The sequence below is a fragment of the Afipia felis ATCC 53690 genome (assembly GCF_000314735.2).
Lineage (GTDB): Bacteria > Pseudomonadota > Alphaproteobacteria > Rhizobiales > Xanthobacteraceae > Afipia > Afipia felis.
On the sequence record NZ_KB375270.1, the window covers coordinates 3345254 to 3367222 of the forward strand.

A 21969-nucleotide genomic window follows, 5' to 3' on the forward strand; every position below is an offset into this window, starting at 1 on the left:
GCTTACGTCGTGGGCTTGATCAGGTAGCTGAAGCCGTACTTCTCGAACGTGGCTTTTGCCGCCGAGCTCTTCAGAAACGATAGATAGTCCGCAGTGCCGTCCTTCGCGGTGGCGGTCGCTGCCACCGGATAGATGATCGGAGGATGCGAATCCGCCGGGAAGGTGCCGACGATCTTCACGCCGGGATCGACCTTGGCATCGGTGGAATAGACGATGCCGAGAGCGGCTTCGCCGCGCGACACCAGTGCCAGTGCTGCGCGCACGTTTTCAGCCATCGCCATTTTCGGCTCGACAGCCTGCCATGCGCCGAGTTTCTCCAGCGCGGCCTTGGCGTATTTGCCGACCGGCACGGCCTTGACGTCGCCCGTGGTGATCTTGCCGTCGCCGACGAGCTTGGCGAGATCGAAGCCCTGCTTGATGTCCACGTGGGTGATTTTGGAATCCTTCGGCGCGATCAGGACGATGCTGTTGCCGAGCAGATCGATGCGGGTGGCAGGATTCACGCTCTTGTTCTTGATGGCGTAGTCCATCCAGGCGGTATCGGCCGAGATGAAGACGTCGGCGGGCGCGCCCTGTTCGAGCTGCTTGGCAAGCGCGGACGAGGCCGCATAGCTTGCGGTGACCTTGTTTCCGGACTTCGCGGCATAGGCGGCATCGACTTCGTCGAGCGCGTTCTTCATCGAGGCGGCGGCGAAGTTGATGAATGTCTTGGCCGACGTTGCGGCGGCAGGCTTCGCATCCTGCGCAAACGCCGAGGTCGCAAGCGGTGCGCTGACCAGCGCAGCGGCGAGGAAAATACGGGGAAACAATTGCATAACGCGCTCCATATCCCTCCGCCGCAAAATCCGGGCGGAGTCCAAGTGTCAAATGGGAAGGGACGAAAATTGGAAGCGCCGTTCCAAAGGCTTCGGCAGGCTTACGGCGAGCCAAAGCATCGTGCGAGGCGCACCATATCAGGCATGAGGCGTGCGTAAAGGGTCGGTGCTGCCGCACTCACGTGGTTTGCCTAGATGTACCAACGGCCTAGCTGCGGCTTGGCTATGGAATGGTGCAGGAATACGGTTCAGTTCGACGATGGCGTGACAGCAACCCGGATCGTTTTGGTCGCGACGCTGCTGATCTGCATGGTGACCGGCCCACCGGCAATATTGAAGCGCATGGTCTTGCGGATTCCCGAGCAGCCAGTCGCGCCGCTGAATTCCGTCGGCTTGAGGTAGTTGCCATCCTGGATCAAGTCGATCCAGGCACCATCCGAAACGCTGACGGCGTAGAAGCCGCCGGGAATTTGGCCGAGACGCAAATATCCGGCGAAGGTACCGGGCTTTTGCGTCCGCTCGGAGGGCTTGGGCAACCCCGCCTCCGTCGGAGGGTGAAGAGACAATGTTGCCGCGAAGGGCGGCAGTGTCGAGACGTCCACGCCCGACTTCAGATTCGGCAAGTCGGGTGTGGTCAGAAGCGCGCGCTCGCGCGTCACCGGCCATTTGAAATGCTCGCAGCCGACAGGCTCGGCTGCATAAGCGGGCGCGAGGCCCAGCATCAGGACAGCGACGGCGAGGCGCTTGCGCATCAGTTCACCGCGATCATCACATCGGAGGCCTTGATGACGGCGATGACGTTGTCGCCCTTTTTTAGGCCGAGTTCGTCGACGGCTTCATTGGTGATCGCCGAGGTCACGATCTGGCCGCCGCCGATGTCGACGCGCACGTGCGAGGTGGTCGCACCCTTGGTGACTTCCACGACCTTTCCCTTGATCTGGTTACGGGCGCTGATACGCATGTCGATCTCCTCATTGTTTGGCGGCCATCACGCTGAAGGTAACGAGCCAGAAATGGCAAGATTATGAATCCTGAAACGCCGCAGGGTGCAAGCATAAGGACAAGCTAGCAAGTCAGGACGGGCGGTTCAAACGCGGCGGAAAAGCATTGTGACAGCGTCAGTTATCGACGCGGTACATTTTGGCTTTGTCGAGCTTGTAGGACCACGCCATGCCGGAGTTCTTCCAGCCGTTGACGGCGCGTTGGCCTGCGTGCGGTCCGTCTGACGCAAGGTCGCCTTCAAAGCCTTCGACGACGGTGTAGACATTCTTGAAGCCGGCTTCGCTCAACAGGTTTGCTGACGCCGCGCTACGATCACCGGAGCGGCAAATCAGTACGATCGGGCTGTCGCTGGTGAGTCCCTTCGCACTCAGACGCTTGCGTACTTCGGGAATGAAGTCGGGATTGGGTTCGAGTTTGAGCGTGTGCTTTTGCTGATCGAACACGGGAATGGCGGGCTCGAGCATATAGGGCACGTTCGCATCCGTTTCGCTCGGCATGCCGAGAAAGACGACTTCGGAGGGCGTGCGCACGTCGAGGAACAGGCTGTCCTTCGGATGCTTGGCGACGAAGTCCGACGCTTCCTGCGCGGACAGATATTTGCCGAGCCGGGTCTGCTTCTGCTTCGGCACCGAAGCGGCGTCGAGTGCGTGAGATGCCGACACCGTCAGCAGAAGCGCCAGCGCTCCGAACAAGAATCGTTTCATGAACGTCTCCCGAAAGAATGAGTGATGATGTTGCGAGCCGGACAGGACAGCTGACAGGCGAGGGCGCACCTCGCTGCATGCCGATCCTCGGGACACGTTCCGGGGAGGCTCAATAATTTAGATTATTCTAAATTAGCTTTTCCTGCAATAGCGCACAGGTCTTCCGCTAGGGCGCGGTGAGCACCGTGCGGCAGGCTGCGGGCAGGTCAGCAAGCGTTAAAGGCGGCTTCGGTTTCGGCGGCACCTTCGGTGGCCTCGGATGCAGCACCGCGTCGCTGAACCAGTAGGCGAGATCCGCAGGCTTGCAATGCTCGTGATCATCCGGCGGCGTCTGCGGTTCGCATCCGGCGCTGCCTGCCGGGCATTTGATGCGGATGTGGAAGTGATAATCGTGCCCGTACATCGGCCGGACTTTTGAGAGCCACTGACGATTCCCGGTCGCCTCGCGGCACAGTGCCTTCTTGATCGCTGCGTTGACGAAGATGCGTTCGACCTGCGGCGCCTCGGCGGCTGCGCGGATGACCTTGAGATGTTCAGGCGTCCAGACGCGCGGATCGATGTCGAGGCGGTCTTTCCGCACCATCTGCACGGCCGACATGTTTTCGCGCTCGGCGCGGGTGAGCGTGCGGTTTGGCATCGGCGTCAGCCAGATGTCGGCATCCAGCCCGATCTGGTGGCTGGCGTGGCCGGTGAACATCGGCCCGCCGCGCGGCTGCGACATGTCGCCGACGAGCAGGCCCGGCCAGCCGAGCTTGTGAGCTTTCGCTGCGAGATGTTCCAGGAACGCGACGAGCGTGGGGTTGCCCCAGTTGCGGTTGCGCGACAGACGCATCACCTGCCAGTACGGCCCGTCGATCGGCAGCGCCTCTGCGCCGGCGAGGCAGCCTTTGGCATAAAATCCGATCGAACGCGGCGCGAGCCGTGCAGGCGAAGGCTCCCGCCCGAACAACTGTTTTGCCGCGAGATGCGGATCGTTCGGATCGGCGAGCGGTGGCAACGGCTTTGGATTCAGCGTGCCTCTGTCTTGCGCGAGCGCGGGAGACGCCATAGCGATGATGGCTGCGACGACGGCAGCGGACAAAAGGCCGGGCGTGAGAATCAGGCGCGAGGTCATCGCGTGCGAGCATAGCGTAAGAGGGGCTTGAGGAGAATCGCCGCGCGCGAGTTCCTTGAAGAGGTCCATCGCACATGGTTGCATTCATCCATCTTTCAGAGGTTGATGATGATCGGGTCGTCTCGCACAGGAAGCATTTGCATGTCCGTTGTCCGTCATATCGCCGCGTTTATCTGGGTCGCCATCGCCTGCCTGGCCTCGCTTCCGGCGCGCGCGGCTCCCATTCCGGCCGGGCCTGCGGGCGATGCCTTCTATGCGCCGCCGTCGCCGCTGCCGAAGGGGCCACGCGGCTCGGTGATCTGGATGCGCCCGCTGGATGGCACGATGGCGCTACCGGGCGCGGCGAAGAATATCCTCGTGCTGTATCGCTCGGTGGGCGGTGCCGGTGAGAGCGTCGCGGTGTCCGGCACGGTTTCAATTCCGCAAGGCACCCCGCCGCGCGGCGGCTGGCCGGTCATCACATGGACTCACGGCACCACCGGCCTTGCGCCGTCATGCGCGCCGTCGCGCGATACCGACAACGGCCCCGAACACGACTACATCGCGATCATCCGCACGCTGCTCGATAGCTTCGTGAAGAAGGGCTACGTCGTCGTCGCGAGTGACTATGCCGGGCTCGGCACGCCGGGCGACCATCCGTTCCTGCAAGGCGTAACGACCGGGCGCAATGCGCTCGACATGCTACGCGCCGCAAAGGCCATCGAACCGCGGATCGGCAAGCGATACGCGGTAATGGGCCATTCGCAGGGCGGACAGGTCGATCTGTTCGCTGCGGCACAGGGCCCGCGCTACGCTTCTGAATTTAGGCTCGTGGGTAATGTCGCCTTCGCGCCCGGCTCGCATATCGCAGGGCGGCTCGATGCGGTGATGACGTCGCCGACGACCGAGCTGGCGTTGCCTTATGTGCTCTACACACTCGGCTCTTATGCCAAGACCAATAAGAACATCGATCTCGCGCGCATCCTGACGCCGCAGGCGCTGTCGCATATGCCGGATCTGTTGGAGGGCTGCATGACGCATGCGCTGTCGACCGGCTACTGGTCGACCGCCATCGCCAAGGATCAGTTCGTCGCCAAGCCGGATGTGCGAGCCTTCCTCAAGATGGCGCGCAGGAACGAGCCGGGGCTGCTGCGCATCTTCGCGCCCACGCTTGTCGTGCAAGGCACAGCCGACGTGACCGTGTTACCCGGCGACACTGACGATGTCGCCAAACAACTCTGCATCCGCGGCAACGATGTCGACTACAGAGTGGTCGCGGGTGCGGACCACAACGGCTCGATGCAGAAAGGCGGCGCCGATGCGCTGGCCTGGATCGATGCGCGCTTCAGGAGCCAGCGAGCCGCAAAGAATTGCCGCACGCTGCCGAAAGCCGGCAAGTGAAGTTTCCGATTCCCGAGCCTTCTCGATCTGAAGGCCCGGAAATCGACATCAAATCTTACTTGGTCTGATCTTCGATCTCGGCTCCGGGAGCATGGGCCTTGATGGAATCAATGGCGCTGGTCGCGGACGATTTCTGCTTGTAACCCTGCGAGCCGAACATTTCCTCGCCGTTCGGGGCTCGAAACCGGAACCGGAATTCTCCCGCCTTGTCTTTATAAATCTCGAATTTGTAAGCCATCATGCCTCCCGAAATTCGCAAAGGAAAAGCGCAGGGCTTCATTGCCCCGGCCGGGAGAATGCTTGAGCGGGTCCCTTAGCGAGTCAAGCCCGACAGGGGCCCGAGATCAGTGTTTCCGCCTCGCAGGACCGCGATGTGCGGTCAACTATCGACCTTGAGCGCGGCGATGAAGGCTTCCTGCGGAATGTCGACCTTGCCGAACTGCCGCATCTTCTTCTTGCCTTCCTTCTGCTTCTCCAGAAGTTTGCGTTTGCGCGTGATGTCGCCGCCGTAACATTTCGCGGTGACGTCCTTGCGCAGTGCGCGCACGGTCTCGCGCGCAATCACCTTGCCGCCGATCGCAGCCTGGATCGGAATGACGAACATGTGCGGCGGGATCAGTTCCTTCATCTTCTCGACCATGGCGCGGCCGCGGCCTTCGGCGCGCGAGCGGTGCACGAGCATTGAGAGCGCATCGACCGGCTCGCTGTTGACGAGGATCTGCATCTTGACGAGATCAGCCGCCTTGTAGTCGGTGAGGTGATAGTCGAACGAGGCATAGCCCTTCGAGACCGATTTCAGCCGGTCGTAGAAATCGAATACCACCTCGTTGAGCGGCAGCTCGTATTTCACCATCGCGCGCGCGCCGACATAGGTGAGTTCTTTCTGCGTGCCGCGCCGCTCCTGGCACAACTTCAGAACGGAGCCGAGATATTCGTCGGGTGTGAGAATCGTTGCCTCGATCCACGGCTCCTCGATCTCGGCGATCTTCACTACGTCCGGCATGTCGATCGGATTGTGAATCTCGATCTCCTGCCCGTCGTTGAGGTGCATTTTGTAAATGACGGACGGCGCGGTCGCGATGAGGTTGAGGTTGAACTCGCGCGACAGGCGTTCCTGGATGATCTCTAGATGCAGCAGGCCGAGGAAGCCGCAGCGGAAGCCGAAACCCAATGCCGCGCTGGTTTCCATCTCGAAGGAGAAACTCGCGTCGTTCAGGCGCAGCTTGCCCATCGCCGCGCGCAGCGTCTCGAAGTCGTCGGCATCGACCGGGAACAGGCCGCAGAACACCACTGGGATCGCCGGCTTGAAGCCCGGCAGCATTTCGGTGATCGGCTTGCGGTCGTCGGTGATCGTGTCGCCGACGCGGGTATCGGCGACTTCCTTGATCGCGGCGGTGATGAAGCCGACTTCGCCCGGCCCCAGTTCGTCGACATTGACCATCTTCGGCGTGAACACGCCGACGCGTTCGACGTCATAGGCAGCACCCGTGCCCATCATGCGGATGCGATCACCCTTCTTCAGCACGCCGTCGACGACGCGGACGAGAACGACGACGCCGAGATAGACGTCGTACCAGCTGTCAACGAGCAGGGCCTTCAGCGTCGCGTCGCGATCGCCCTTCGGCGGCGGCAGGCGCGTGACGATCGCTTCCAGCGCGTCGGGAATGCCGAGGCCGGTCTTGGCAGACACCATGATGGCGTCGGAGGCGTCGATACCGATAACGTCCTCGATCTGCTGCTTCACCTGCTCGGGTTCGGCAGCGGGCAGATCGACCTTGTTGAGGACCGGTACGATCTCGAGGTTGTTGTCGATGGCCTGATAGACGTTGGCGAGCGTTTGCGCTTCCACGCCCTGCGAGGCGTCGACCACGAGCAGGGCACCCTCGCAGGCGGCGAGGCAGCGGCTGACCTCGTAGGCGAAGTCGACGTGGCCGGGCGTGTCCATCAGGTTGAAGATGTAGTCCTTGCCGTCCTTCGCCTTGTAATGGAGGCGGACGGTCTGCGCCTTGATGGTGATGCCGCGCTCGCGCTCGATATCCATCGAATCGAGCACCTGTTCCTTCATCTCGCGCTCGGCAAGGCCGCCCGTCGTCTGGATCAGGCGGTCGGCCAGCGTCGATTTGCCATGGTCGATATGGGCGACGATGGAGAAGTTGCGGATGTTCGATATCGGGGTGGTTGTCATGCGCGCGGGGATACCATTTGCAGCATTTTCCGGCAAAGGCCGAATGCTGCTTTGGGGCATAAAATAACGGGTTTTGCGGAGGCCGGCCGGACCGGGCGGGAACGGTGTTACTCTTCGTCGAACTTGTTCGTTACCAGCGTGGTGATGGCCTCGACCGCTTCCCGCGCTTCACGGCCGGTCGCGGTGACGGTGATCGATGTTCCGATCCCGGCGGACAGCATCATCAGGCCCATGATCGAGGTGCCGCCGACGCTCTCGCCGTTGCGTGTGACGGTGATCTCAGCGTCGAACTTCTCGGCCGTCTGCACGAACTTGGCGGACGCCCGCGCATGCAGGCCGCGCTTGTTGGTGATGGGAATCTCCCGGACGATGGCATCGGCCTGTGACGTTTGCTCGTCCGCCATGGTCATTTCCCCGCCAGAACCCGGCTGGCGATGGTGACATATTTGCGCCCCGCCTCCTGAGCTGCGGCGATCGCGTCAGGCAGCGATTTCTCCTCGCGCACCTTGGCGAGCTTCACCAGCATCGGCAGGTTGATGCCTGCAAGCACTTCCACCTTCGGGCGGCTCATGCAGGAGATCGCGAGGTTCGAAGGCGTGCCGCCGAACATGTCGGTGAGAATGGCAACGCCTTGCCCGCTGTCTGCGCGCTTGACGGCCTCGATTATATCGCTGCGGCACAAATCGGCATCGTCTTCCGCGCCGATCGTGATCGTTTCGATTTGCTTTTGCGGACCCATGACGTGTTCAAGCGCTGCCTTGAACTCGTCGGCAAGACGCCCGTGGGTCACCAGAACCAGACCTATCATCAAAGACTCCTCGCGGGTGCGTTTGGTGCACCGCACGAAAGGGCCACATGTTGACCATCCCGCGCGTGGGCGCAAGAGGGTCAATGGCATTGCCCCCGCTGAAACCGCAGGAAGCCGTGCCGGCTAAACTGGAGGTTATAGTGGGATTTATATGGTTACCAAATCCCTTCCGGCAATCGGCGGCAGCCTACCGCGACATAACGGCAAGGTTAATTCGTGGAGAGGAACCCGAGCACCAGCGGCAGCGGATCGTATTCCGGCCCGACCGGAATCCGGGGCAATTCGATCCCTGAAATCAAGGTTTTGAGCCGCTCCGGCGGTGGCATCCGCTCGGCATCGGAAGCGGCGAGATCGACCACCAGCGCAACCTGCGCTTCGGGAACAAATGCGCAGCGGCGGATGCCGAGACCGCGAATTTCGATCATGCCTTCAAGCTCGGGAACAACACGCACGATAAGATTGCCGTCCCGGGTATCGAGACGCACGCGATCATCGCCGATCAGCCGCGTCTCTGTGATCGCACCGGTGCGGCCTGCGAGAATGAGATCGAGCGCGAGACGCGATTTGCCGGTGCCGGAGGCACCACGAATGAGGATCGCCCGATCGCCGACGCAGACGGCAGAGGCGTGAACGCTGGCGGATGGCGGCGTCATGTCGCGGGCAACCGCACCACGAAACGCGCGCCGGCGACCCGCGCATCGCCTTCGGCATCCGTCGGACCAGCACGGTTCTCGGCCCAGATCTTTCCGCCATGCGCTTCGATGATCTGCTTCGAGATCGAAAGCCCCAATCCGGAATTCTGGCCGAAGCCCTGATGCGGCCGGTCGGTGTAGAAGCGCTCGAAGATTTTCTCCAATGCGCCGGGGCGGATGCCGGGACCGTCATCGTCGATCACGATCTCGACCTGATCGCGACGGCGGCGGCAGGTGACGCGGACCTTGCTGCCTGGTTTCGAGAAGGACTGGGCATTGGCGAGCAGATTGGCGATTACCTGGCCGAGACGTGAATCGTGGCCGGGCACCGAGAAGGCGTCGAACGCCGTACCCTCGAAGCGCGTTTCCACCTTCACCTCGTGGCCCTGCTGCGTCTCGTTGGCGACGGAGGTCAGCGTCTCCAGCAGGCGGCGGATATCGACCGGCTCGGCATCCTGACGCTGCAATTCGGCGTCGAGGCGGCTTGCGTCCGAGATGTCGGAGATCAGGCGGTCGAGACGGCGCACGTCGTGTTCGATCACGGCGAGCAACCTGCCGCGGCTGTCGTCAGATCTTGCGAGCGGCAGCGTCTCGACGGCGGAGCGCATTGAGGTCAGCGGATTTTTCAATTCATGCGCGACGTCGGCGGCGAAACGCTCGATGTCGTCGATGCGGTTGTAGAGCGCGTCCGTCATGTCGCGCAGCGCCTGCGAGAGGTGGCCGATCTCATCGCTGCGCGAGGAGAAATCGGGAATCTCGACGCGGGTCTTGATACGCCGGCGCACGCGCTCGGCGCTGGCGGCGAGGCGACGTACCGGACCTGCGATGGTGCTCGCGAGCAGGAGCGACAGTGCGATCATCACCACGGCGGCGATGCCGAACACTTTCAGAATCGCGAGGCGCTCGGCCGTGACCATTTCGTCGATGTCGTCGCCCTGCGTGGAAAGCATCAGTGCACCGCGCACTGCGCGGAATCGCTGCACCGGCACCGCGACGGAGACGATCACCTCGCCGCGGTCGTTGATCCGTACCCTGCTGGCGCTCTGTCCATCGAGTGCCTGCTGCACTTCCTGATAGCCGTTGCCGTTCTCGGGGCCCAACTCGCGATAGAGCGGGAGGTCGCCGCGGTTGAGCCATGTGCGGATCGCAATGACCGTGCGTTCCCACAGGCCGGGCTTGCTGTCGGAAGGCGCGGGCAGTTCGAACCGCATCACATCGCCGCGGCCGTAAAGGCTGCGGCTGTCGAGCAGCAGCACACCGTCGCGGTCATAGATGCGCGCGCGCGTCTTTGTCGGCGAGATCAGGCGGCGCAGCACCGGGGCGACGCGCTCCGGATTGATCGGAAAGTCCATGCCGGAGAGCGTTTCGTCGTTCGGCCCGTAGCTTTCACCGGGCTTGAGATCGCCGAGGCGGTCCGGGTCGACGGTAATGGCGTTGGTCTCGACCGTGGCGGAGGCGGCGATCGCGCCTGAGATGATTTCGGCTTGCACCAGCAAGCTCTGCGCGCGGGCGTCGATCAGTCCGGCGCGGAATTGCGACAGATAGAGGATGCCGACCACCAGCACGATCAATCCCGCGAGATTGAGCGAGACAATGCGCCGCGTCAGGCTGGAGAATGTCAGGGCAAGGAAATAGCGGCTCGCGCGCTGGAAGACGCTGAGGTGTTTGGCGCGGGTCTCGATGGGTGCGACATCATCGATCGAGGCCTCGTCAGGCGCAAGATCGGCCGGTGCGGCACCGCCGGTGGTCTTGGATTGATCTGATTGCGGGCGGTCGAGCAATCGTAAACCCATTCGCTTGTCAGAGCGGCGGGCGCCTTGACCTCAGGAAGCCCGCCGCCAATCTCGATTCCAAAATTGGAAAGCCGCTCAGGCGGCTTCCTTGAAACGATAGCCTACGCCGTAAAGCGTTTCGATCATCTCAAAGTCGTCGTCAACGACCTTGAACTTCTTGCGCAGGCGCTTGATGTGGCTGTCGATGGTGCGGTCGTCGACATAGACCTGATCGTCATAAGCGGCGTCCATCAGCGCGTTGCGGCTTTTCACGACGCCGGGGCGCTGAGCGAGCGCCTGCAGGATCAGGAATTCGGTGACCGTCAGTGTCACCGGCTCGTTCTTCCAGGTGCAGGTATGGCGCTCGGGGTCCATGCGCAGCATGCCGCGCTCCAATGCCTTGGCGTCCATTTCCTTCTGCGTGACGGTGGGGTCCTTCGGCACCGCGCGGCGCAGCACGGCCTTGACGCGCTCCACCAGCAGCCGCTGGGAGAACGGTTTGCGGATGAAATCGTCGGCGCCCATCTTGAGGCCGAACAGTTCATCGATCTCCTCGTCCTTGGACGTGAGGAAGATCACCGGCAGGTCGGATTTCTGGCGCAGGCGACGCAGCGTCTCCATGCCGTCCATGCGAGGCATCTTGATATCGAGGATCGCCATGTCGGGAGGGCTGGTCTTGAAGCCGTCCAGCGCGGAGGCGCCGTCAGTATAAGTCATAATCCGGTAGCCTTCGGCTTCCAGCGCGATCGAGACAGAAGTGAGGATGTTGCGATCGTCGTCAACGAGAGCGATTGTTGGCATGGTCTGGTTTCCGAGCGTTTTTGATGCGTCTGGTTGAGACCCTGATGCCGAGCAAAATAAGGCAATCGGGATAATCCACGAGCAATGCAAGCTGGGCTGAAATGTGACCGGGTTCCCCGACCCAGACAAATCAACCTGATTTTGCTCATATAATGCGCCAAACCACGAAAAGAACCACCTTTCGCTTGGAAAAAGTCCTTTAATTTCAAGAAAGATTCTGGGCCATGAAACCGTCGCCGTCGTCCGATTCCGCCGGAATGGTCCGCGAATTGCTCCGTTCCAGCCGTCAGGGGGCGCTGGCGACGCTGATGGTGGAAAGCGGCGCACCCTATTGCTCGCTGGTCAATGTGGCGCCGGATGCCGATGGGGCGCCGTTACTGCTGGTTTCGGCCCTGGCTCTTCACACCAAGAACATCGCGTCGGATGCCCGCGTCTCTTTGATGCTGGACGAGCGCCGGGCAGGCGATCCGCTTGAGGGCGCCCGGATCATGCTGGCGGGCGAGGCGCGGCCGACAGCGCCGGATGACCTGCCGCGTATCAGGCGGCGGTACCTCGCTTTTCACCCCTCGGCCGCGGATTTCGCCGGTTTCGCCGATTTCTCCTTTTTGAAGATTTTCCCGACGGGCGTGCATCTCGTTGCGGGGTTCGGCCGCATCGTCGATCTGCCGCCCGCGCGCTTTCTCACCGCGGTCGATGACGCGGAGAGCCTGCTCGCGGCGGAGGAGGGGATCGTCGCGCATCTCAATGCCGATCACCGCGATACGATGAATCTATATGCCGTCCATCTCGCAGGTGCACCAGCGGCCGACTGGTCCTGTGTGGCCTGCGATCCGGATGGTCTCGATCTTGCCGCGGAGGGCCGGTATCTGCGTTTGACGTTCCCGCGGCACGTGACCAGTCCGGAGGTTTTGCGGATGCTCCTGAAGGAATTGGCCGCGCAGGCGCGCGCGAAGGCGGGTTAACCGGCGCTTTCGGTGCGACTCGTCAGTCCGTTTTCGAGGAGATAAGCTCACCTCATTAAATCAACGACTGCGCAGAACGCGTAGCATAATGGGAGACGTTCAGTGGAGCAGAGTGGCGTACATAACGGCGCATTCGGCGTCGACAAGTTCGGTCTCAAGAAACTCAAGGCCGTGCACTGGAATCTCGGCACGGCCGCCCTCTACGAACATGCATTGCAAAGCTACGAGGCGGAGCTGACGCGGGAGGGCGCGCTGTGCGCGGAGACCGGCGAGTTCACCGGCCGCAGCCCGAAGGACAAGTTCACGGTGCGCGATGCGCTCACCGACAAGACGATGTCGTGGAGCACCAATCAGTCGATCACGTCGGAACAGTTCGCGACGCTGCATGCGGACTTCATCAAGCATGCCGAGGGGATGACGCTGTTCGCGCAGGATCTCCATGGCGGCGCCGATCCGAAATTCCAGATTAAGGTGCGTGTCTACACCGAGTTCGCGTGGCACTCGCTGTTCATCCGCACGCTGCTGCGCAGGCCCGAGACGGCCGAGCTGGCAGGCTTCGTGCCGGAACTCACCATCATCGATTTGCCGAGCTTCCGCGCCGATCCGAAACGCCACGGCTGCAAATCGGAAAACGTCGTCGCGATCGATTTCACCCGCAAGATCGTGCTGATCGGCGGCAGCCAGTACGCCGGCGAGATGAAGAAGTCGGTGTTCACCACGCTGAACTTCTATTTGCCCGAACAGGGCGTGTTGCCGATGCATTGCTCCGCCAATGTCGGGCCGAAAGGCGACACGGCAGTGTTCTTCGGGCTGTCCGGCACCGGCAAGACCACGCTCTCCGCCGATCCCGGTCGCACGCTGCTCGGCGACGACGAGCACGGCTGGGGACCGGACGGTGTGTTCAACTTCGAAGGCGGCTGCTACGCCAAGACCATTCGCCTGTCGCGCGAGGCGGAGCCTGCGATCTACGATGCCAGCCTGCGCTTCGGCGCGATCCTGGAGAATGTCGCGGTCGATCCTTCGACTCGCGAAGTCGATTTCGACGACGGCTCCAAGACCGAGAACACACGCTCGGCCTATCCGCTCGATGCGATTCCGAACGCGTCGCCGACCGGCCGCGCCGGACAGCCGAAGAATATCGTGATGCTCGCGGCCGACGCCTTCGGCGTGCTGCCGCCGATCGCCAAGCTGACACCGTCGCAGGCGATGTATCACTTCCTGTCGGGCTATACTGCCAAGGTCGCGGGCACGGAGCGGGGTCTCGGCAATGAGCCGCAGCCGGAATTCTCCGCCTGCTTCGGCGCGCCGTTCCTGCCGCGTGATCCGACCGTGTACGGCAAGATGCTGCGGGAGCTGATCGCCAAACATAACGTTGACTGCTGGCTGGTGAACACCGGCTGGACCGCCGGCAAGTTCGGTACGGGCAGCCGGATGCCGATCAAGGTGACGCGGGCGCTGCTCACCGCGGCGCTCGACGGCTCGCTGCGCGATACCAAATTCCGCACCGATCCTTATTTCGGGTTCGCGGTGCCGACCGCGCTACCCGGCGTGCCGAGTGAGATTCTCGATCCGGTCAATACCTGGAAGGACAAGGCCGAGTTCGCGAAGACGGCACAGGCGCTGGTCGGCATGTTCCAGAAGAACTTCGCCAAGTTCGAGAAGCTCGTTGATGCCGACGTGCTGGCGGCCGCGCCCGAGGTGAAACAGGCGGCCGAGTAACGCGTCCCTTATCTGTCCGCCGGGGCCAAACGCCGCGGCGGGTGGTTTTTGCGATGAGAACAAATATAGAACATTTTTAACGATTGCTGTAGCATGGTGATTCGCCGGGCGCCGCTGGAGGCGCTCTTTTGTTTCGAGGGTGCCATGTCCCATACTGCGCTGAACGCCGTCGCCATGACCCGGATCGCCGATTTCGCGCGGACGCTGACGCGCCTGCACGCCGCCGCGCGCCGCCAGATGATCGACGACGACCAGATCGACCGCGCCTTCAATGCGGTATGCCTGTCGGTGTGGGGCTACACCATCGAGGATATTTCCGACGACATGCTCTCAGTGGAGGATCACGAGTTTCTCGATACGCTTGATGAGTATCGCGCGCGCCTGTTCGCGGCCGAGCACGGCTACGATCTTCTCGGAGACGAGGGCATCCTCACCGACTGGTGGGGTTATTGCTGGATGATTTTGGCCGAGAAGCGCGGCCTGCTAACGCCGGAAAACCGTGCCGCTGCGCGGCTCGAGTGGGAAGATCGTTTCCGCTCGGTCCCGAACGTAATCGGCGTGATCGTCAGCCGCTAGCAGCCGTGTCGCCTCAATAAAGCGAGGCGCGGGTTGTCGGCATCGCGTTTTTCGGCGCGGCGCCGCTCGCATGCGCAGATTTGGCAATCGGCAGCGCGCCGGTGATCTCCACGTTCGAATTCGGCTCAGCCTGACTGATGTCTGCCCGCACCGGCGCGACCTTCATCTCGCCGAGCTTGGCGCGCAGTTCGGGCGTCAGGCCCGGATAATTCGCGACGGGTGTGAACTCCGCGGTCTGTCCGTTGATCGGCGACACGCCCTTGTAGGCAACCAAACCGTCGGTGGTGGCAACGATGTCGCCGGGCCGCAGCGTGGTGTCGAGCGACAGATCGATCGGCGCAAGCCCTGCGGGATCCCGGCCGTTACAAGTGCAGTCCGCCTTCAGCGCCTTGCGATAGGCGAAGGCGTGAGGCAAGTCGGCATAGCGCTCGCCGTTCGGGCCGAGCGCACTGTCGATGTTGCTTCCGAAGTAAATCTTTGTGGTGCTCGCCGGGCAGAATGACTGACACATCTGGGCGGGCGTCATGCCGGCGCGCGCGGACAGCGGGAAATACTTTCCGTCGCAGGTGCGCACGCAATAGGACGCGGAGCGGCCGCTGCTCACGGGCGCGACGCTTGTCGGACCCGGATCGATCGGGTTGCCGAAGAAATCCGTCTGCTGGGTTTGCGTGGGAGACTGGGTCGCGCGGGGTGCGCGGTCGCCGCCGAACAGAAAATCGAAGAAGCCAGCGGAAGCCGGGCGCGGCGTCAGCGCCAGCAGGGACACAGCCAGCAGCGCGACGTGACCGGGCATGAATGCGAAACGCAAACGCAACGCTTACTCCACGACGCGACGGGAATGTCAGCCGGCAACCTGCGGCGCCAGCGTCGAAACATTATCGCGGGATGGTAAATGGAGAGTTTAGATCGTTCTCGCGGAGTGTACGCGCGCTTCTAGAAGAAGATCCATGTGACAAGCAGGAACGTCGGCAGCAGCACCAGCGACGACCAGGCCATGTAGCCGAAGAAGCTCGGCATCTTCACACCGTTCTCGCGCGCAATAGCGTAGACCATGAAGTTCGGCGCGTTCCCGATATAGGTGTTGGCGCCCATAAAGACCGCGCCGGAGGAAATCGCCGCAAGCAGCGCCGCTTGCGTTGTCATCAGAACTTGCGGATCGCCGCCTGCGAGCTGGAAGAACACCAGATAGGTCGGTGCATTGTCGAGGAAGGACGACAGCGCGCCTGTCAGCCAGAAATAGGCCGCCGGATTGCCGGAGCCGTCGGGGTGGCTCACCAGCTTGAGCAAATTCGCGAACGGGCCATTAGCACCCGCCTGCAGCATCGCCATCACCGGAATGATGCAAATGAAGATGCCTGCGAACAGGATCGCGACTTCCTTGATGGGCCCCCACGAGAACCCGTTGGCGGCACGGACGCTCTTCGCCGTGATACGGACGGAGACGATCGCGACGAGCAGGAAGACCAGGTCGCGCAGCAGGTCCTGCAATTGCAGATCGACGCCGGCGACATGGAAGGCGATGCCCGGCTTCCACTGTGCGCTCATCAGGATCGCGGCGATGATGATGGCGAGAAGCAGAAGATTGGCTTTGCCGTGGAGCTTGAGCGGGGCGTCCGGCGTCGGGTCCTTGATGCGCGAGAAGCGCCCATCACGGTGGTGGAAATAAAGATCGAGCACGCAGAAGATCGTGAGCACGATGCCGGCCGTGGTCAGCGTTTCCAGCCACAGATGTTGGGTGGTCCAGAAGAAATCGACGCCCTTGAGGAAGCCGATGAACAGCGGTGGATCACCGAGCGGCGACAGCGCGCCGCCGATATTGGCGACGAGGAAAATAAAGAACACCACGACGTGGGCGTTGTAGCGGCGGTCGTCGTTGGCACGGATGAGCGGGCGGATCAGGATCATCGCGGCACCCGTGGTGCCGACGACGCTAGCGAGAGCGGCGCCTACGCCGAGCAGTACGGTGTTGGTGAAAACGCTGTCGTGCAGATTACCTTCGAGATAGATGCCGCCCGCGACCGTGAACAGCGCCAGCAGCAGCAGAATGAACGGCATGTATTCGAGGAACGCCGTGTGCGCGAGCGCACCGCCGACCGCCGCCATGTCAGCGCTGGTCAGCATCGCGATGATAATCAGCGCCGACCAGACCGCGGCGAATTTGCCGTAATGATGTTCCCAGAGATGGGGATAGAGCACCGGTCCGGTAGCGATGGACAGCAGGATGCCGACAAACGGCAGTGCCTGCCATAGCGGCAGATGCGCGCCATTAAGACCTTCGGCGGCGAAGGCTGGCGCCGGGATGGCGGCAAGAAAACCAATCATGACGGCAGAGAGGAGTCCGCGCTTATAGAGACGCGTGTCAGTCACCGTCATGTCGTTTTCAACCTTTCAGGAATTCGTCGGCCTTGAACAGCGTGCGCAGCGTGAGACCGGCTTCACGGAAATTGTCTTCGGCGCCTTCATTTCGGTCGACCATGGTGAGCACCATCACGACATCGCCGCCGGCATCCTTCACCGCTTCGATGGCCTTGATCGCCGAGCCGCCGGTGGTGGTGACATCCTCGACGATGACGATGCGCTTGCCCTTGAGGCTTTCATTCCTGGCGAGCCCTTCGACCGCGAGCCGTGCGCCGTGTTCCTTCGGCTTCTTGCGGACGAAGAAGGCCGCGATGGGATTGCCCTTCATCCATGAGAGCTGGGCGATGGCGCCCGCGAGCGGTACCGCTCCCATCTCGAGTCCGCCGATGTAATCGATCTTCTCGTCCTTGAGGGCCTCGTAGGACAACTCCGCCAGCAACGCCGCGCCTTCCGGATCGAGCATGGTCGGCTTGAGGTTGAAGTAGAAATCGCTCTTGCGCCCGGAGGCGAGGGTGATTTCGCCGCGCCCGAATGAGCGGGTGCGGATGATGTCGGCCAGGCGGGCGCGGGAAGAGGTGGACACAAGCTTGCTCGAAAGTTCATGGAAAGCCGCAATCTAGCGGCGATCGGAAAGGTGAACCACTATCGCGCGAGCCGATCAACAGTTCAATGCGGAATTATGAACGGGCTGTGCTGAAGGCAAACCAGATTGCAATGGCCGCCAGCAGCAGCGCGAGGATGCGACGAATGGTCCTGCGTTTGTCCGGCGTTGCGATCACACCCTGCAGGCGTCCGGCGAGACACACGATCACGAGATGAATGGCCGTGGCGATGCCAACATAGATTGCCGACAGCATCAGGGTCTGAGACGCGACTGATCCCGCGTCGATCCGGACGAAGTCCGGCAGCACCGCGACATAGAACACCGCAGCCTTGGGGTTGAGCAGATTGGTGATGAGGCCGCGGCGGAAGGCGATCCACGGCCGGGCATTGGGATCGTCCGCGTGTTGGGGCGAAGTCTCGGCCTCGCTCGCCCACGCTTCCCAGGCCAGCCACAACAGATAGGCGACACCGCCCCAGCGCAGCACCTCGTAGAGCAGCGGCGACCTGTCGATGATGGCGCTGAGGCCGAGTGCCGCCGCGACGCCATAGACCGACAAGCCGAGCGCGACACCAATCACGGCAGCAAGTCCTGCGCGAATACCTTGCGACAGCGATAGCGCTGCGAGATAGGCCATGTTCGGCCCCGGCGTCATCTCGACGACGAGCGCGGTCAGGGCAAACGCAGCGAGCGAACTGGAAAGCATCTCGCTCATCCGATCAGGCCATGATGATCTAGTGCGCCTCGTCCCAGTTATGGGCGGCGCGGGCATCGACATGCAGCGGTACCGACAGCCTGGCGGCCGGGAATGCTGCGTTCTCCATCACCTCGCGGATGACGGGAAGGGTTTTGTCCACCTCGCCGTCCGGGACCTCGAACACCAGTTCGTCGTGCACCTGAAGCAGCATGCGCGCGGCGAGCTTTTGCTCCGCCAGTGCATCCTCCATCCGGATCATGGCGCGGCGAATGATATCGGCGGCGGTGCCCTGCAGGCGCGCGTTGATCGCGGCGCGTTCGTTGAAGGCGCGAATCGAGGCGTTCGAGGCCTTGATGTCCGGGTAGTGGCACTTGCGCCCGAACAGCGTTTCGACATAGCCGTGCTCGCGGCAGAAATCGCGCGTCGCATCCATATAGGCGCGGATGCCCGGAAAGCGCTCAAAGTATTTTTTGATATAGGCGCCTGCCTCTTCTCGCGGAATGCCGAGCTGGTTGGCGAGGCCGAAGGCCGAGATGCCGTAGATGATGCCGAAATTGATCGCCTTGGCGCGGCGGCGCACTTCGGCGGGCATGTCCTTCACCGGCACGCCGAACATCTCGGACGCGGTCATCGCGTGAATGTCGAGTCCGTCGGTGAAGGCCTTCTTCAGCACTGGAATGTCAGCGATCTCCGCGAGCAGCCGCAGTTCGATCTGCGAATAGTCAGCCGAGACGAGCTTGTGGCCCTTCTCGGCAATGAAGGCGCGACGGATCTTTCGGCCATCCTCGGTGCGCACCGGAATGTTCTGCAGATTCGGCTCGTTCGACGACAGCCGCCCCGTCGTGGTCGCCGCGAGCGCATAGGTGGTGTGAACACGTTGCGTCTGCGGATTGAGATAATTCGGCAGCGCATCGGTGTAGGTCGATTTCAGCTTCGACACCTGCCGCCAGTCGAGGATCTTACGCGGAAAGACATGGCCTTCCTCCGCGAGGTCTTCGAGGATCGAGGCGGAGGTTGACCATGCGCCGGTCTTGGTTTTTTGCCCGCCGGGCAGGCCCATCTTGCCGAAGATTACGTCGCCAAGCTGCTTCGGACTGCCGGGGTTGATGTCCTCGCCCGCGATCTCGCGGATTTCGCTTTCCAGCCGCGATGCGGTTTGAGCGAAATCGCCGGACAGGCGCGACAGCACCTGACGGTCGATCATGATGCCGCGCCGTTCCATCCGCGCCAGCACGCCGACCAGCGGCCGCTCCAGCGATTCATAGACGTTGTTCATGCGCTCGGAAATCAGCCGCGCCTTCATGAGAAGCCACAGCCGGATGGTGATGTCGGCCGTTTCCGCGCCGTACTCAGTAGCCCGCTCGATGGTCACCTGATCGAGCGACAGCTTGTTGCGGCCGCTGCCGATCACATCGCCATGCTTGATGGCTGCGTGGCCAAGCCAGCGCTCCGCGAGATTCTCGATGTCGTGCGAGCCACGCCCGGCATCGAGCGCGTAGGACATCAGTTGCACGTCGTCGACCGTGCGCAATGTGATCTTGTGCTGCGCCAGCATCACAGAAGTAAACTTGATGTCGAAGCCGGATTTCAGCACGGCTTCGGATTCCATGAGCTTACGAAGCGCCTCGAACGCTTCCGCTGCCTCGATCTGTCCTTCGGCAAGTCCACTGGCGAAAAGATCCTCGCCGCCGCCGGACTTTTTGTGGCCGAGCGGAATGTAGCAGGCCTCGTTCGGCGTCAGCGCCAGGGCGATGCCGCAGATGTCGGCCTGCATCGGATCGATCGAGGTCGCCTTGATGTCGATCGCGACATGGCCGAGATCGTGAGCGCGAGTAATCCAGCGGTTGAGCTCGTCGAGCGTGCGGATGGTCTGATATTTGCTGCGGTCGATTTTGGTGGTGGCGGCCTGCGCGGTGCGTGTTTCAGCCAGGGCCTGCGGTGAATGGGCGGAGGCCGCCGCGGTGGTGGCGCCGCCGGACATTGCCGCCGTGCCTTTCGCCCGCGCATCCGGCTCGCCGCCGAGCGACGGCGTCTGCGGCGAATCTTGGTGGGCGGCTGCCGCAAGCGGACTTTTTAGATGCTCGTCCGGCAAGATATCGGCGGGATCGATTTGCGCGTATTCGGCGACGCGCCGCGTCAGCGTCGAAAACTCCATCGCCTTGAGGAAAGCGACCAGCTTGCGCGAATCCGGCTCATGCACCGCAAGCTCGTCGAGCGGCACGTCGAGCTTCACGTTGTTGTCGAGCAGCACGAGTTCTCGGGAGATGCGTGCCTTCTCGGCGTGTTCGATCAGCGACTCGCGCCGTTTCGGCTGCTTGATTTCGCCTGCACGCTGCAGGAGTGTTTCGAGATCGCCATATTCGGTGATGAGCTGTGCGGCGGTCTTGATGCCGATGCCCGGCACGCCCGGCACGTTGTCGACGGAATCGCCGGCCAGCGCCTGAACCTCAACGACCTTCTCCGGCGGCACACCGAATTTCTCGATCACCTCGGGGATGCCAAGGCGGCGATCCTTCATGGTGTCGTACATCGTGACGCAATCGGTCACGAGCTGCATCAGATCCTTGTCGGAAGAGACGATGGTGGCAGTGGCGCCGCGCTCGCAGGCCTGCCGCACATAGGTCGCGATCAGGTCGTCGGCCTCGAAGCCGATCTGTTCGAGGCAAGGCAGGTCGAAAGCGCGGACGGCTTCGCGGATCAGCGCGAATTGCGGAATGAGATCGTCAGGCGCAGGCGGGCGGTGCGCCTTGTATTCGGGATAGATCTTGTTGCGGAATGTGACCTCGGACCTGTCGAACACGATGGCGAGGTGCGTCGGCCGGTTGTCCGGCGGCATATCGCGCATCAGCTTCCACAGCATGTTGCAGAAGCCGAGCACGGCGTTGACCTGCAGGCCGTCCGACTTGCGGTTCAGCGGCGGCAGCGCGTGATAGGCGCGAAAGATGTAGCCCGAGCCGTCGACCAAAAAGACATGGTCGCCCTTGCCGGGAGGTTTCACGCCAGCGGGCGTGCGAGCCTGCGGAGCGGCGGATTTTGCGGAGGACTTTGCCATGGTGCTCATATAGGAGAGAACCTAGGCAATATCACCCTGAACCGGAGGGAAGCTACCCGGAAATGCCATGGAAAGAGGCTTGATAAGCGTTTTCCAAGGTCGGCATTTCGTGGTCCCGGTTACGAAGGAGGCTATGATGGATGCGCAGTTGTCAGAGTTGTTCGAGAAGCTGCGGGTGGCCGAGGCCAACATCGAGGCCGAGTTGACGCGGCGGCGAGAAGCCTTGCGTTACGACCTGCACAATCGCCGCATTGTCTTCGAGCAGGAGGTTCGCCGTCTTCACCGCGCCATGAAGACCCACGCGTTGCGCTATCTGTTCGAGGCCAATCTGCTGGTGATGCTGACCGCGCCGGTGATCTACTCGCTCATTGTCCCGATGATCATTCTCGATATTTTCGTGATGGTTTATCAGGCGATCTGTTTTCCGATCTACGGAATTCCGAAGGTGCGCCGCCGCGACTATCTGGTGTTCGACCGTCACCATCTCGCGTATCTGAATATTATCGAGAAAATAAACTGCGCTTACTGCTCATATTTCAACCAGACAGTCGCATTCGTGCGTGAGGTCGCTTCACGCACCGAGGTTTACTGGTGCCCGATCAAACATGCCCGTCGCGTGCTCGGCCCGCATCCGCATTATGTCGGGTTTGCCGATTTCGGCGACGCCAATGCCTATCGCGAGCGGGTCGCTGACATGAAAAATGGCGTGACGCCTGAGATGTTGCGATAGA

The 21969-nt window shown here is 62.1% G+C and carries 22 protein-coding genes; 5 read left to right on the forward strand and 17 right to left on the reverse strand.

Features of this window, described 5'->3' with window-relative positions:
* Positions 1-2 precede the first annotated feature (2 nt).
* The 5 genes from modA to mepA all read right to left on the reverse strand — a co-directional run bounded on the left by modA (position 3) and on the right by mepA (position 3635).
* On the reverse strand, positions 3-815 hold the full coding sequence (gene modA, locus HMPREF9697_RS15975) for a molybdate ABC transporter substrate-binding protein (RefSeq protein ID WP_002718279.1): 813 nt from the start codon (positions 813-815) through the stop codon (positions 3-5).
* 248 nt (positions 816-1063) lie between these two features.
* Positions 1064-1567 carry a hypothetical protein gene (locus HMPREF9697_RS15980; RefSeq protein ID WP_002718280.1) on the reverse strand — a complete coding sequence of 168 codons (504 nt, stop codon included), beginning with the start codon at positions 1565-1567 and terminating at the stop codon, positions 1064-1066.
* A complete protein-coding gene (locus HMPREF9697_RS15985) occupies positions 1567-1776 on the reverse strand; it encodes a TOBE domain-containing protein (RefSeq protein ID WP_002718281.1) in 210 nt (69 codons plus the stop codon). The genes HMPREF9697_RS15980 and HMPREF9697_RS15985 overlap by 1 nt, the downstream gene beginning before the upstream one ends.
* Before the next feature lie 157 nt (positions 1777-1933).
* Positions 1934-2521, reverse strand: a complete 588-nt coding sequence (locus HMPREF9697_RS15990) for a rhodanese-like domain-containing protein (protein WP_002718282.1) — start codon at positions 2519-2521, stop codon at positions 1934-1936.
* Between the two features lie 166 nt (positions 2522-2687).
* Positions 2688-3635, reverse strand: coding sequence for a penicillin-insensitive murein endopeptidase (gene mepA / locus HMPREF9697_RS15995; protein ID WP_051053947.1), 948 nt, complete (start codon positions 3633-3635; stop codon positions 2688-2690).
* A 141-nt stretch (positions 3636-3776) separates the two neighbouring features.
* Between mepA and HMPREF9697_RS16000 the strand changes: the two genes are divergently transcribed.
* Complete coding sequence (locus HMPREF9697_RS16000; protein WP_002718284.1) at positions 3777-5015, forward strand: alpha/beta fold hydrolase; 1239 nt, start codon at positions 3777-3779, stop codon at positions 5013-5015.
* 55 nt (positions 5016-5070) lie between these two features.
* Here the strand turns inward: HMPREF9697_RS16000 and HMPREF9697_RS16005 are convergent, their stop codons facing one another.
* From HMPREF9697_RS16005 to HMPREF9697_RS16035, 7 genes are all read right to left on the reverse strand, one after another.
* A complete protein-coding gene (locus HMPREF9697_RS16005) occupies positions 5071-5253 on the reverse strand; it encodes a YegP family protein (RefSeq protein ID WP_002718285.1) in 183 nt (60 codons plus the stop codon).
* Between the two features lie 141 nt (positions 5254-5394).
* On the reverse strand, positions 5395-7200 hold the full coding sequence (gene lepA / locus HMPREF9697_RS16010; protein WP_040307984.1) for a translation elongation factor 4: 1806 nt from the start codon (positions 7198-7200) through the stop codon (positions 5395-5397).
* A 107-nt stretch (positions 7201-7307) separates the two neighbouring features.
* Positions 7308-7604, reverse strand: a complete 297-nt coding sequence (locus HMPREF9697_RS16015) for an HPr family phosphocarrier protein (RefSeq protein WP_002718287.1) — start codon at positions 7602-7604, stop codon at positions 7308-7310.
* 2 nt (positions 7605-7606) lie between these two features.
* Positions 7607-8008: a PTS sugar transporter subunit IIA gene (locus HMPREF9697_RS16020; protein WP_002718288.1), complete on the reverse strand. Its 402-nt coding sequence runs from the start codon at positions 8006-8008 to the stop codon at positions 7607-7609.
* Between the two features lie 209 nt (positions 8009-8217).
* Positions 8218-8661 carry an HPr kinase/phosphorylase gene (locus HMPREF9697_RS16025; protein ID WP_002718289.1) on the reverse strand — a complete coding sequence of 148 codons (444 nt, stop codon included), beginning with the start codon at positions 8659-8661 and terminating at the stop codon, positions 8218-8220.
* Positions 8658-10493 carry a sensor histidine kinase gene (locus tag HMPREF9697_RS16030; protein WP_002718290.1) on the reverse strand — a complete coding sequence of 612 codons (1836 nt, stop codon included), beginning with the start codon at positions 10491-10493 and terminating at the stop codon, positions 8658-8660. Before HMPREF9697_RS16030 ends, HMPREF9697_RS16025 begins: the two co-directional genes overlap by 4 nt.
* Positions 10494-10568: 75 nt before the next feature.
* Positions 10569-11273, reverse strand: coding sequence for a response regulator transcription factor (locus HMPREF9697_RS16035; protein ID WP_002718291.1), 705 nt, complete (start codon positions 11271-11273; stop codon positions 10569-10571).
* A gap of 224 nt (positions 11274-11497) precedes the next feature.
* Between HMPREF9697_RS16035 and HMPREF9697_RS16040 the strand changes: the two genes are divergently transcribed.
* The 3 genes from HMPREF9697_RS16040 to HMPREF9697_RS16050 all read left to right on the forward strand — a co-directional run bounded on the left by HMPREF9697_RS16040 (position 11498) and on the right by HMPREF9697_RS16050 (position 14530).
* A complete protein-coding gene (locus HMPREF9697_RS16040) occupies positions 11498-12235 on the forward strand; it encodes a HugZ family pyridoxamine 5'-phosphate oxidase (RefSeq protein WP_002718292.1) in 738 nt (245 codons plus the stop codon).
* Between the two features lie 102 nt (positions 12236-12337).
* Positions 12338-13954 carry a phosphoenolpyruvate carboxykinase gene (locus tag HMPREF9697_RS16045; RefSeq protein WP_002718293.1) on the forward strand — a complete coding sequence of 539 codons (1617 nt, stop codon included), beginning with the start codon at positions 12338-12340 and terminating at the stop codon, positions 13952-13954.
* Positions 13955-14098: 144 nt separating this feature from the next.
* Positions 14099-14530 carry a hypothetical protein gene (locus tag HMPREF9697_RS16050; RefSeq protein WP_002718294.1) on the forward strand — a complete coding sequence of 144 codons (432 nt, stop codon included), beginning with the start codon at positions 14099-14101 and terminating at the stop codon, positions 14528-14530.
* A gap of 13 nt (positions 14531-14543) precedes the next feature.
* On the opposite strand, the gene HMPREF9697_RS16055 is transcribed toward HMPREF9697_RS16050, so the two are convergent.
* The 5 genes from HMPREF9697_RS16055 to polA all read right to left on the reverse strand — a co-directional run bounded on the left by HMPREF9697_RS16055 (position 14544) and on the right by polA (position 21247).
* On the reverse strand, positions 14544-15344 hold the full coding sequence (locus tag HMPREF9697_RS16055; protein ID WP_002718295.1) for a DUF2865 domain-containing protein: 801 nt from the start codon (positions 15342-15344) through the stop codon (positions 14544-14546).
* Positions 15345-15463: 119 nt separating this feature from the next.
* Positions 15464-16852, reverse strand: a complete 1389-nt coding sequence (locus HMPREF9697_RS16060; RefSeq protein ID WP_430642226.1) for a sodium:proton antiporter — start codon at positions 16850-16852, stop codon at positions 15464-15466.
* A gap of 58 nt (positions 16853-16910) precedes the next feature.
* Positions 16911-17471, reverse strand: coding sequence for an orotate phosphoribosyltransferase (gene pyrE / locus HMPREF9697_RS16065; protein WP_002718297.1), 561 nt, complete (start codon positions 17469-17471; stop codon positions 16911-16913).
* Positions 17472-17565: 94 nt separating this feature from the next.
* The gene (locus tag HMPREF9697_RS16070) at positions 17566-18195 is read right to left on the reverse strand and encodes a LysE family translocator (RefSeq protein ID WP_002718298.1); all 630 of its coding nucleotides are present in this window, start codon (positions 18193-18195) and stop codon (positions 17566-17568) included.
* A gap of 28 nt (positions 18196-18223) precedes the next feature.
* Positions 18224-21247 carry a DNA polymerase I gene (gene polA / locus HMPREF9697_RS16075; protein ID WP_002718299.1) on the reverse strand — a complete coding sequence of 1008 codons (3024 nt, stop codon included), beginning with the start codon at positions 21245-21247 and terminating at the stop codon, positions 18224-18226.
* Positions 21248-21374: 127 nt separating this feature from the next.
* On the opposite strand from polA, the gene HMPREF9697_RS16080 reads away from it, so the two are divergent.
* Entirely contained in the window at positions 21375-21968 is a 594-nt protein-coding gene (locus HMPREF9697_RS16080; RefSeq protein WP_002718300.1) for a hypothetical protein, read from the forward strand.
* The last annotated feature ends 1 nt before the right edge of the window (position 21969 follow it).

Excerpts from the sequence above, each read along its gene's own strand:
- modA (WP_002718279.1), bottom strand. The coding sequence starts at position 815 with ATGCAATTGTTTCCCCGTATTTTCCTCGCCGCTGCGCTGGTCAGCGCA.
- HMPREF9697_RS15980 (WP_002718280.1), bottom strand. The coding sequence starts at position 1,567 with ATGCGCAAGCGCCTCGCCGTCGCTGTCCTGATGCTGGGCCTCGCGCCC.
- HMPREF9697_RS15985 (WP_002718281.1), bottom strand. The coding sequence starts at position 1,776 with ATGCGTATCAGCGCCCGTAACCAGATCAAGGGAAAGGTCGTGGAAGTC.
- HMPREF9697_RS15990 (WP_002718282.1), bottom strand. The coding sequence starts at position 2,521 with ATGAAACGATTCTTGTTCGGAGCGCTGGCGCTTCTGCTGACGGTGTCG.
- mepA (WP_051053947.1), bottom strand. The coding sequence starts at position 3,635 with ATGACCTCGCGCCTGATTCTCACGCCCGGCCTTTTGTCCGCTGCCGTC.
- HMPREF9697_RS16000 (WP_002718284.1), top strand. The coding sequence starts at position 3,777 with ATGTCCGTTGTCCGTCATATCGCCGCGTTTATCTGGGTCGCCATCGCC.
- HMPREF9697_RS16005 (WP_002718285.1), bottom strand. The coding sequence starts at position 5,253 with ATGGCTTACAAATTCGAGATTTATAAAGACAAGGCGGGAGAATTCCGG.
- lepA (WP_040307984.1), bottom strand. The coding sequence starts at position 7,200 with ATGACAACCACCCCGATATCGAACATCCGCAACTTCTCCATCGTCGCC.
- HMPREF9697_RS16015 (WP_002718287.1), bottom strand. The coding sequence starts at position 7,604 with ATGGCGGACGAGCAAACGTCACAGGCCGATGCCATCGTCCGGGAGATT.
- HMPREF9697_RS16020 (WP_002718288.1), bottom strand. The coding sequence starts at position 8,008 with ATGATAGGTCTGGTTCTGGTGACCCACGGGCGTCTTGCCGACGAGTTC.
- HMPREF9697_RS16025 (WP_002718289.1), bottom strand. The coding sequence starts at position 8,661 with ATGACGCCGCCATCCGCCAGCGTTCACGCCTCTGCCGTCTGCGTCGGC.
- HMPREF9697_RS16030 (WP_002718290.1), bottom strand. The coding sequence starts at position 10,493 with ATGGGTTTACGATTGCTCGACCGCCCGCAATCAGATCAATCCAAGACC.
- HMPREF9697_RS16035 (WP_002718291.1), bottom strand. The coding sequence starts at position 11,273 with ATGCCAACAATCGCTCTCGTTGACGACGATCGCAACATCCTCACTTCT.
- HMPREF9697_RS16040 (WP_002718292.1), top strand. The coding sequence starts at position 11,498 with ATGAAACCGTCGCCGTCGTCCGATTCCGCCGGAATGGTCCGCGAATTG.
- HMPREF9697_RS16050 (WP_002718294.1), top strand. The coding sequence starts at position 14,099 with ATGTCCCATACTGCGCTGAACGCCGTCGCCATGACCCGGATCGCCGAT.
- HMPREF9697_RS16060 (WP_430642226.1), bottom strand. The coding sequence starts at position 16,852 with ATGATTGGTTTTCTTGCCGCCATCCCGGCGCCAGCCTTCGCCGCCGAA.
- HMPREF9697_RS16070 (WP_002718298.1), bottom strand. The coding sequence starts at position 18,195 with ATGCTTTCCAGTTCGCTCGCTGCGTTTGCCCTGACCGCGCTCGTCGTC.
- polA (WP_002718299.1), bottom strand. The coding sequence starts at position 21,247 with ATGAGCACCATGGCAAAGTCCTCCGCAAAATCCGCCGCTCCGCAGGCT.
- HMPREF9697_RS16080 (WP_002718300.1), top strand. The coding sequence starts at position 21,375 with ATGGATGCGCAGTTGTCAGAGTTGTTCGAGAAGCTGCGGGTGGCCGAG.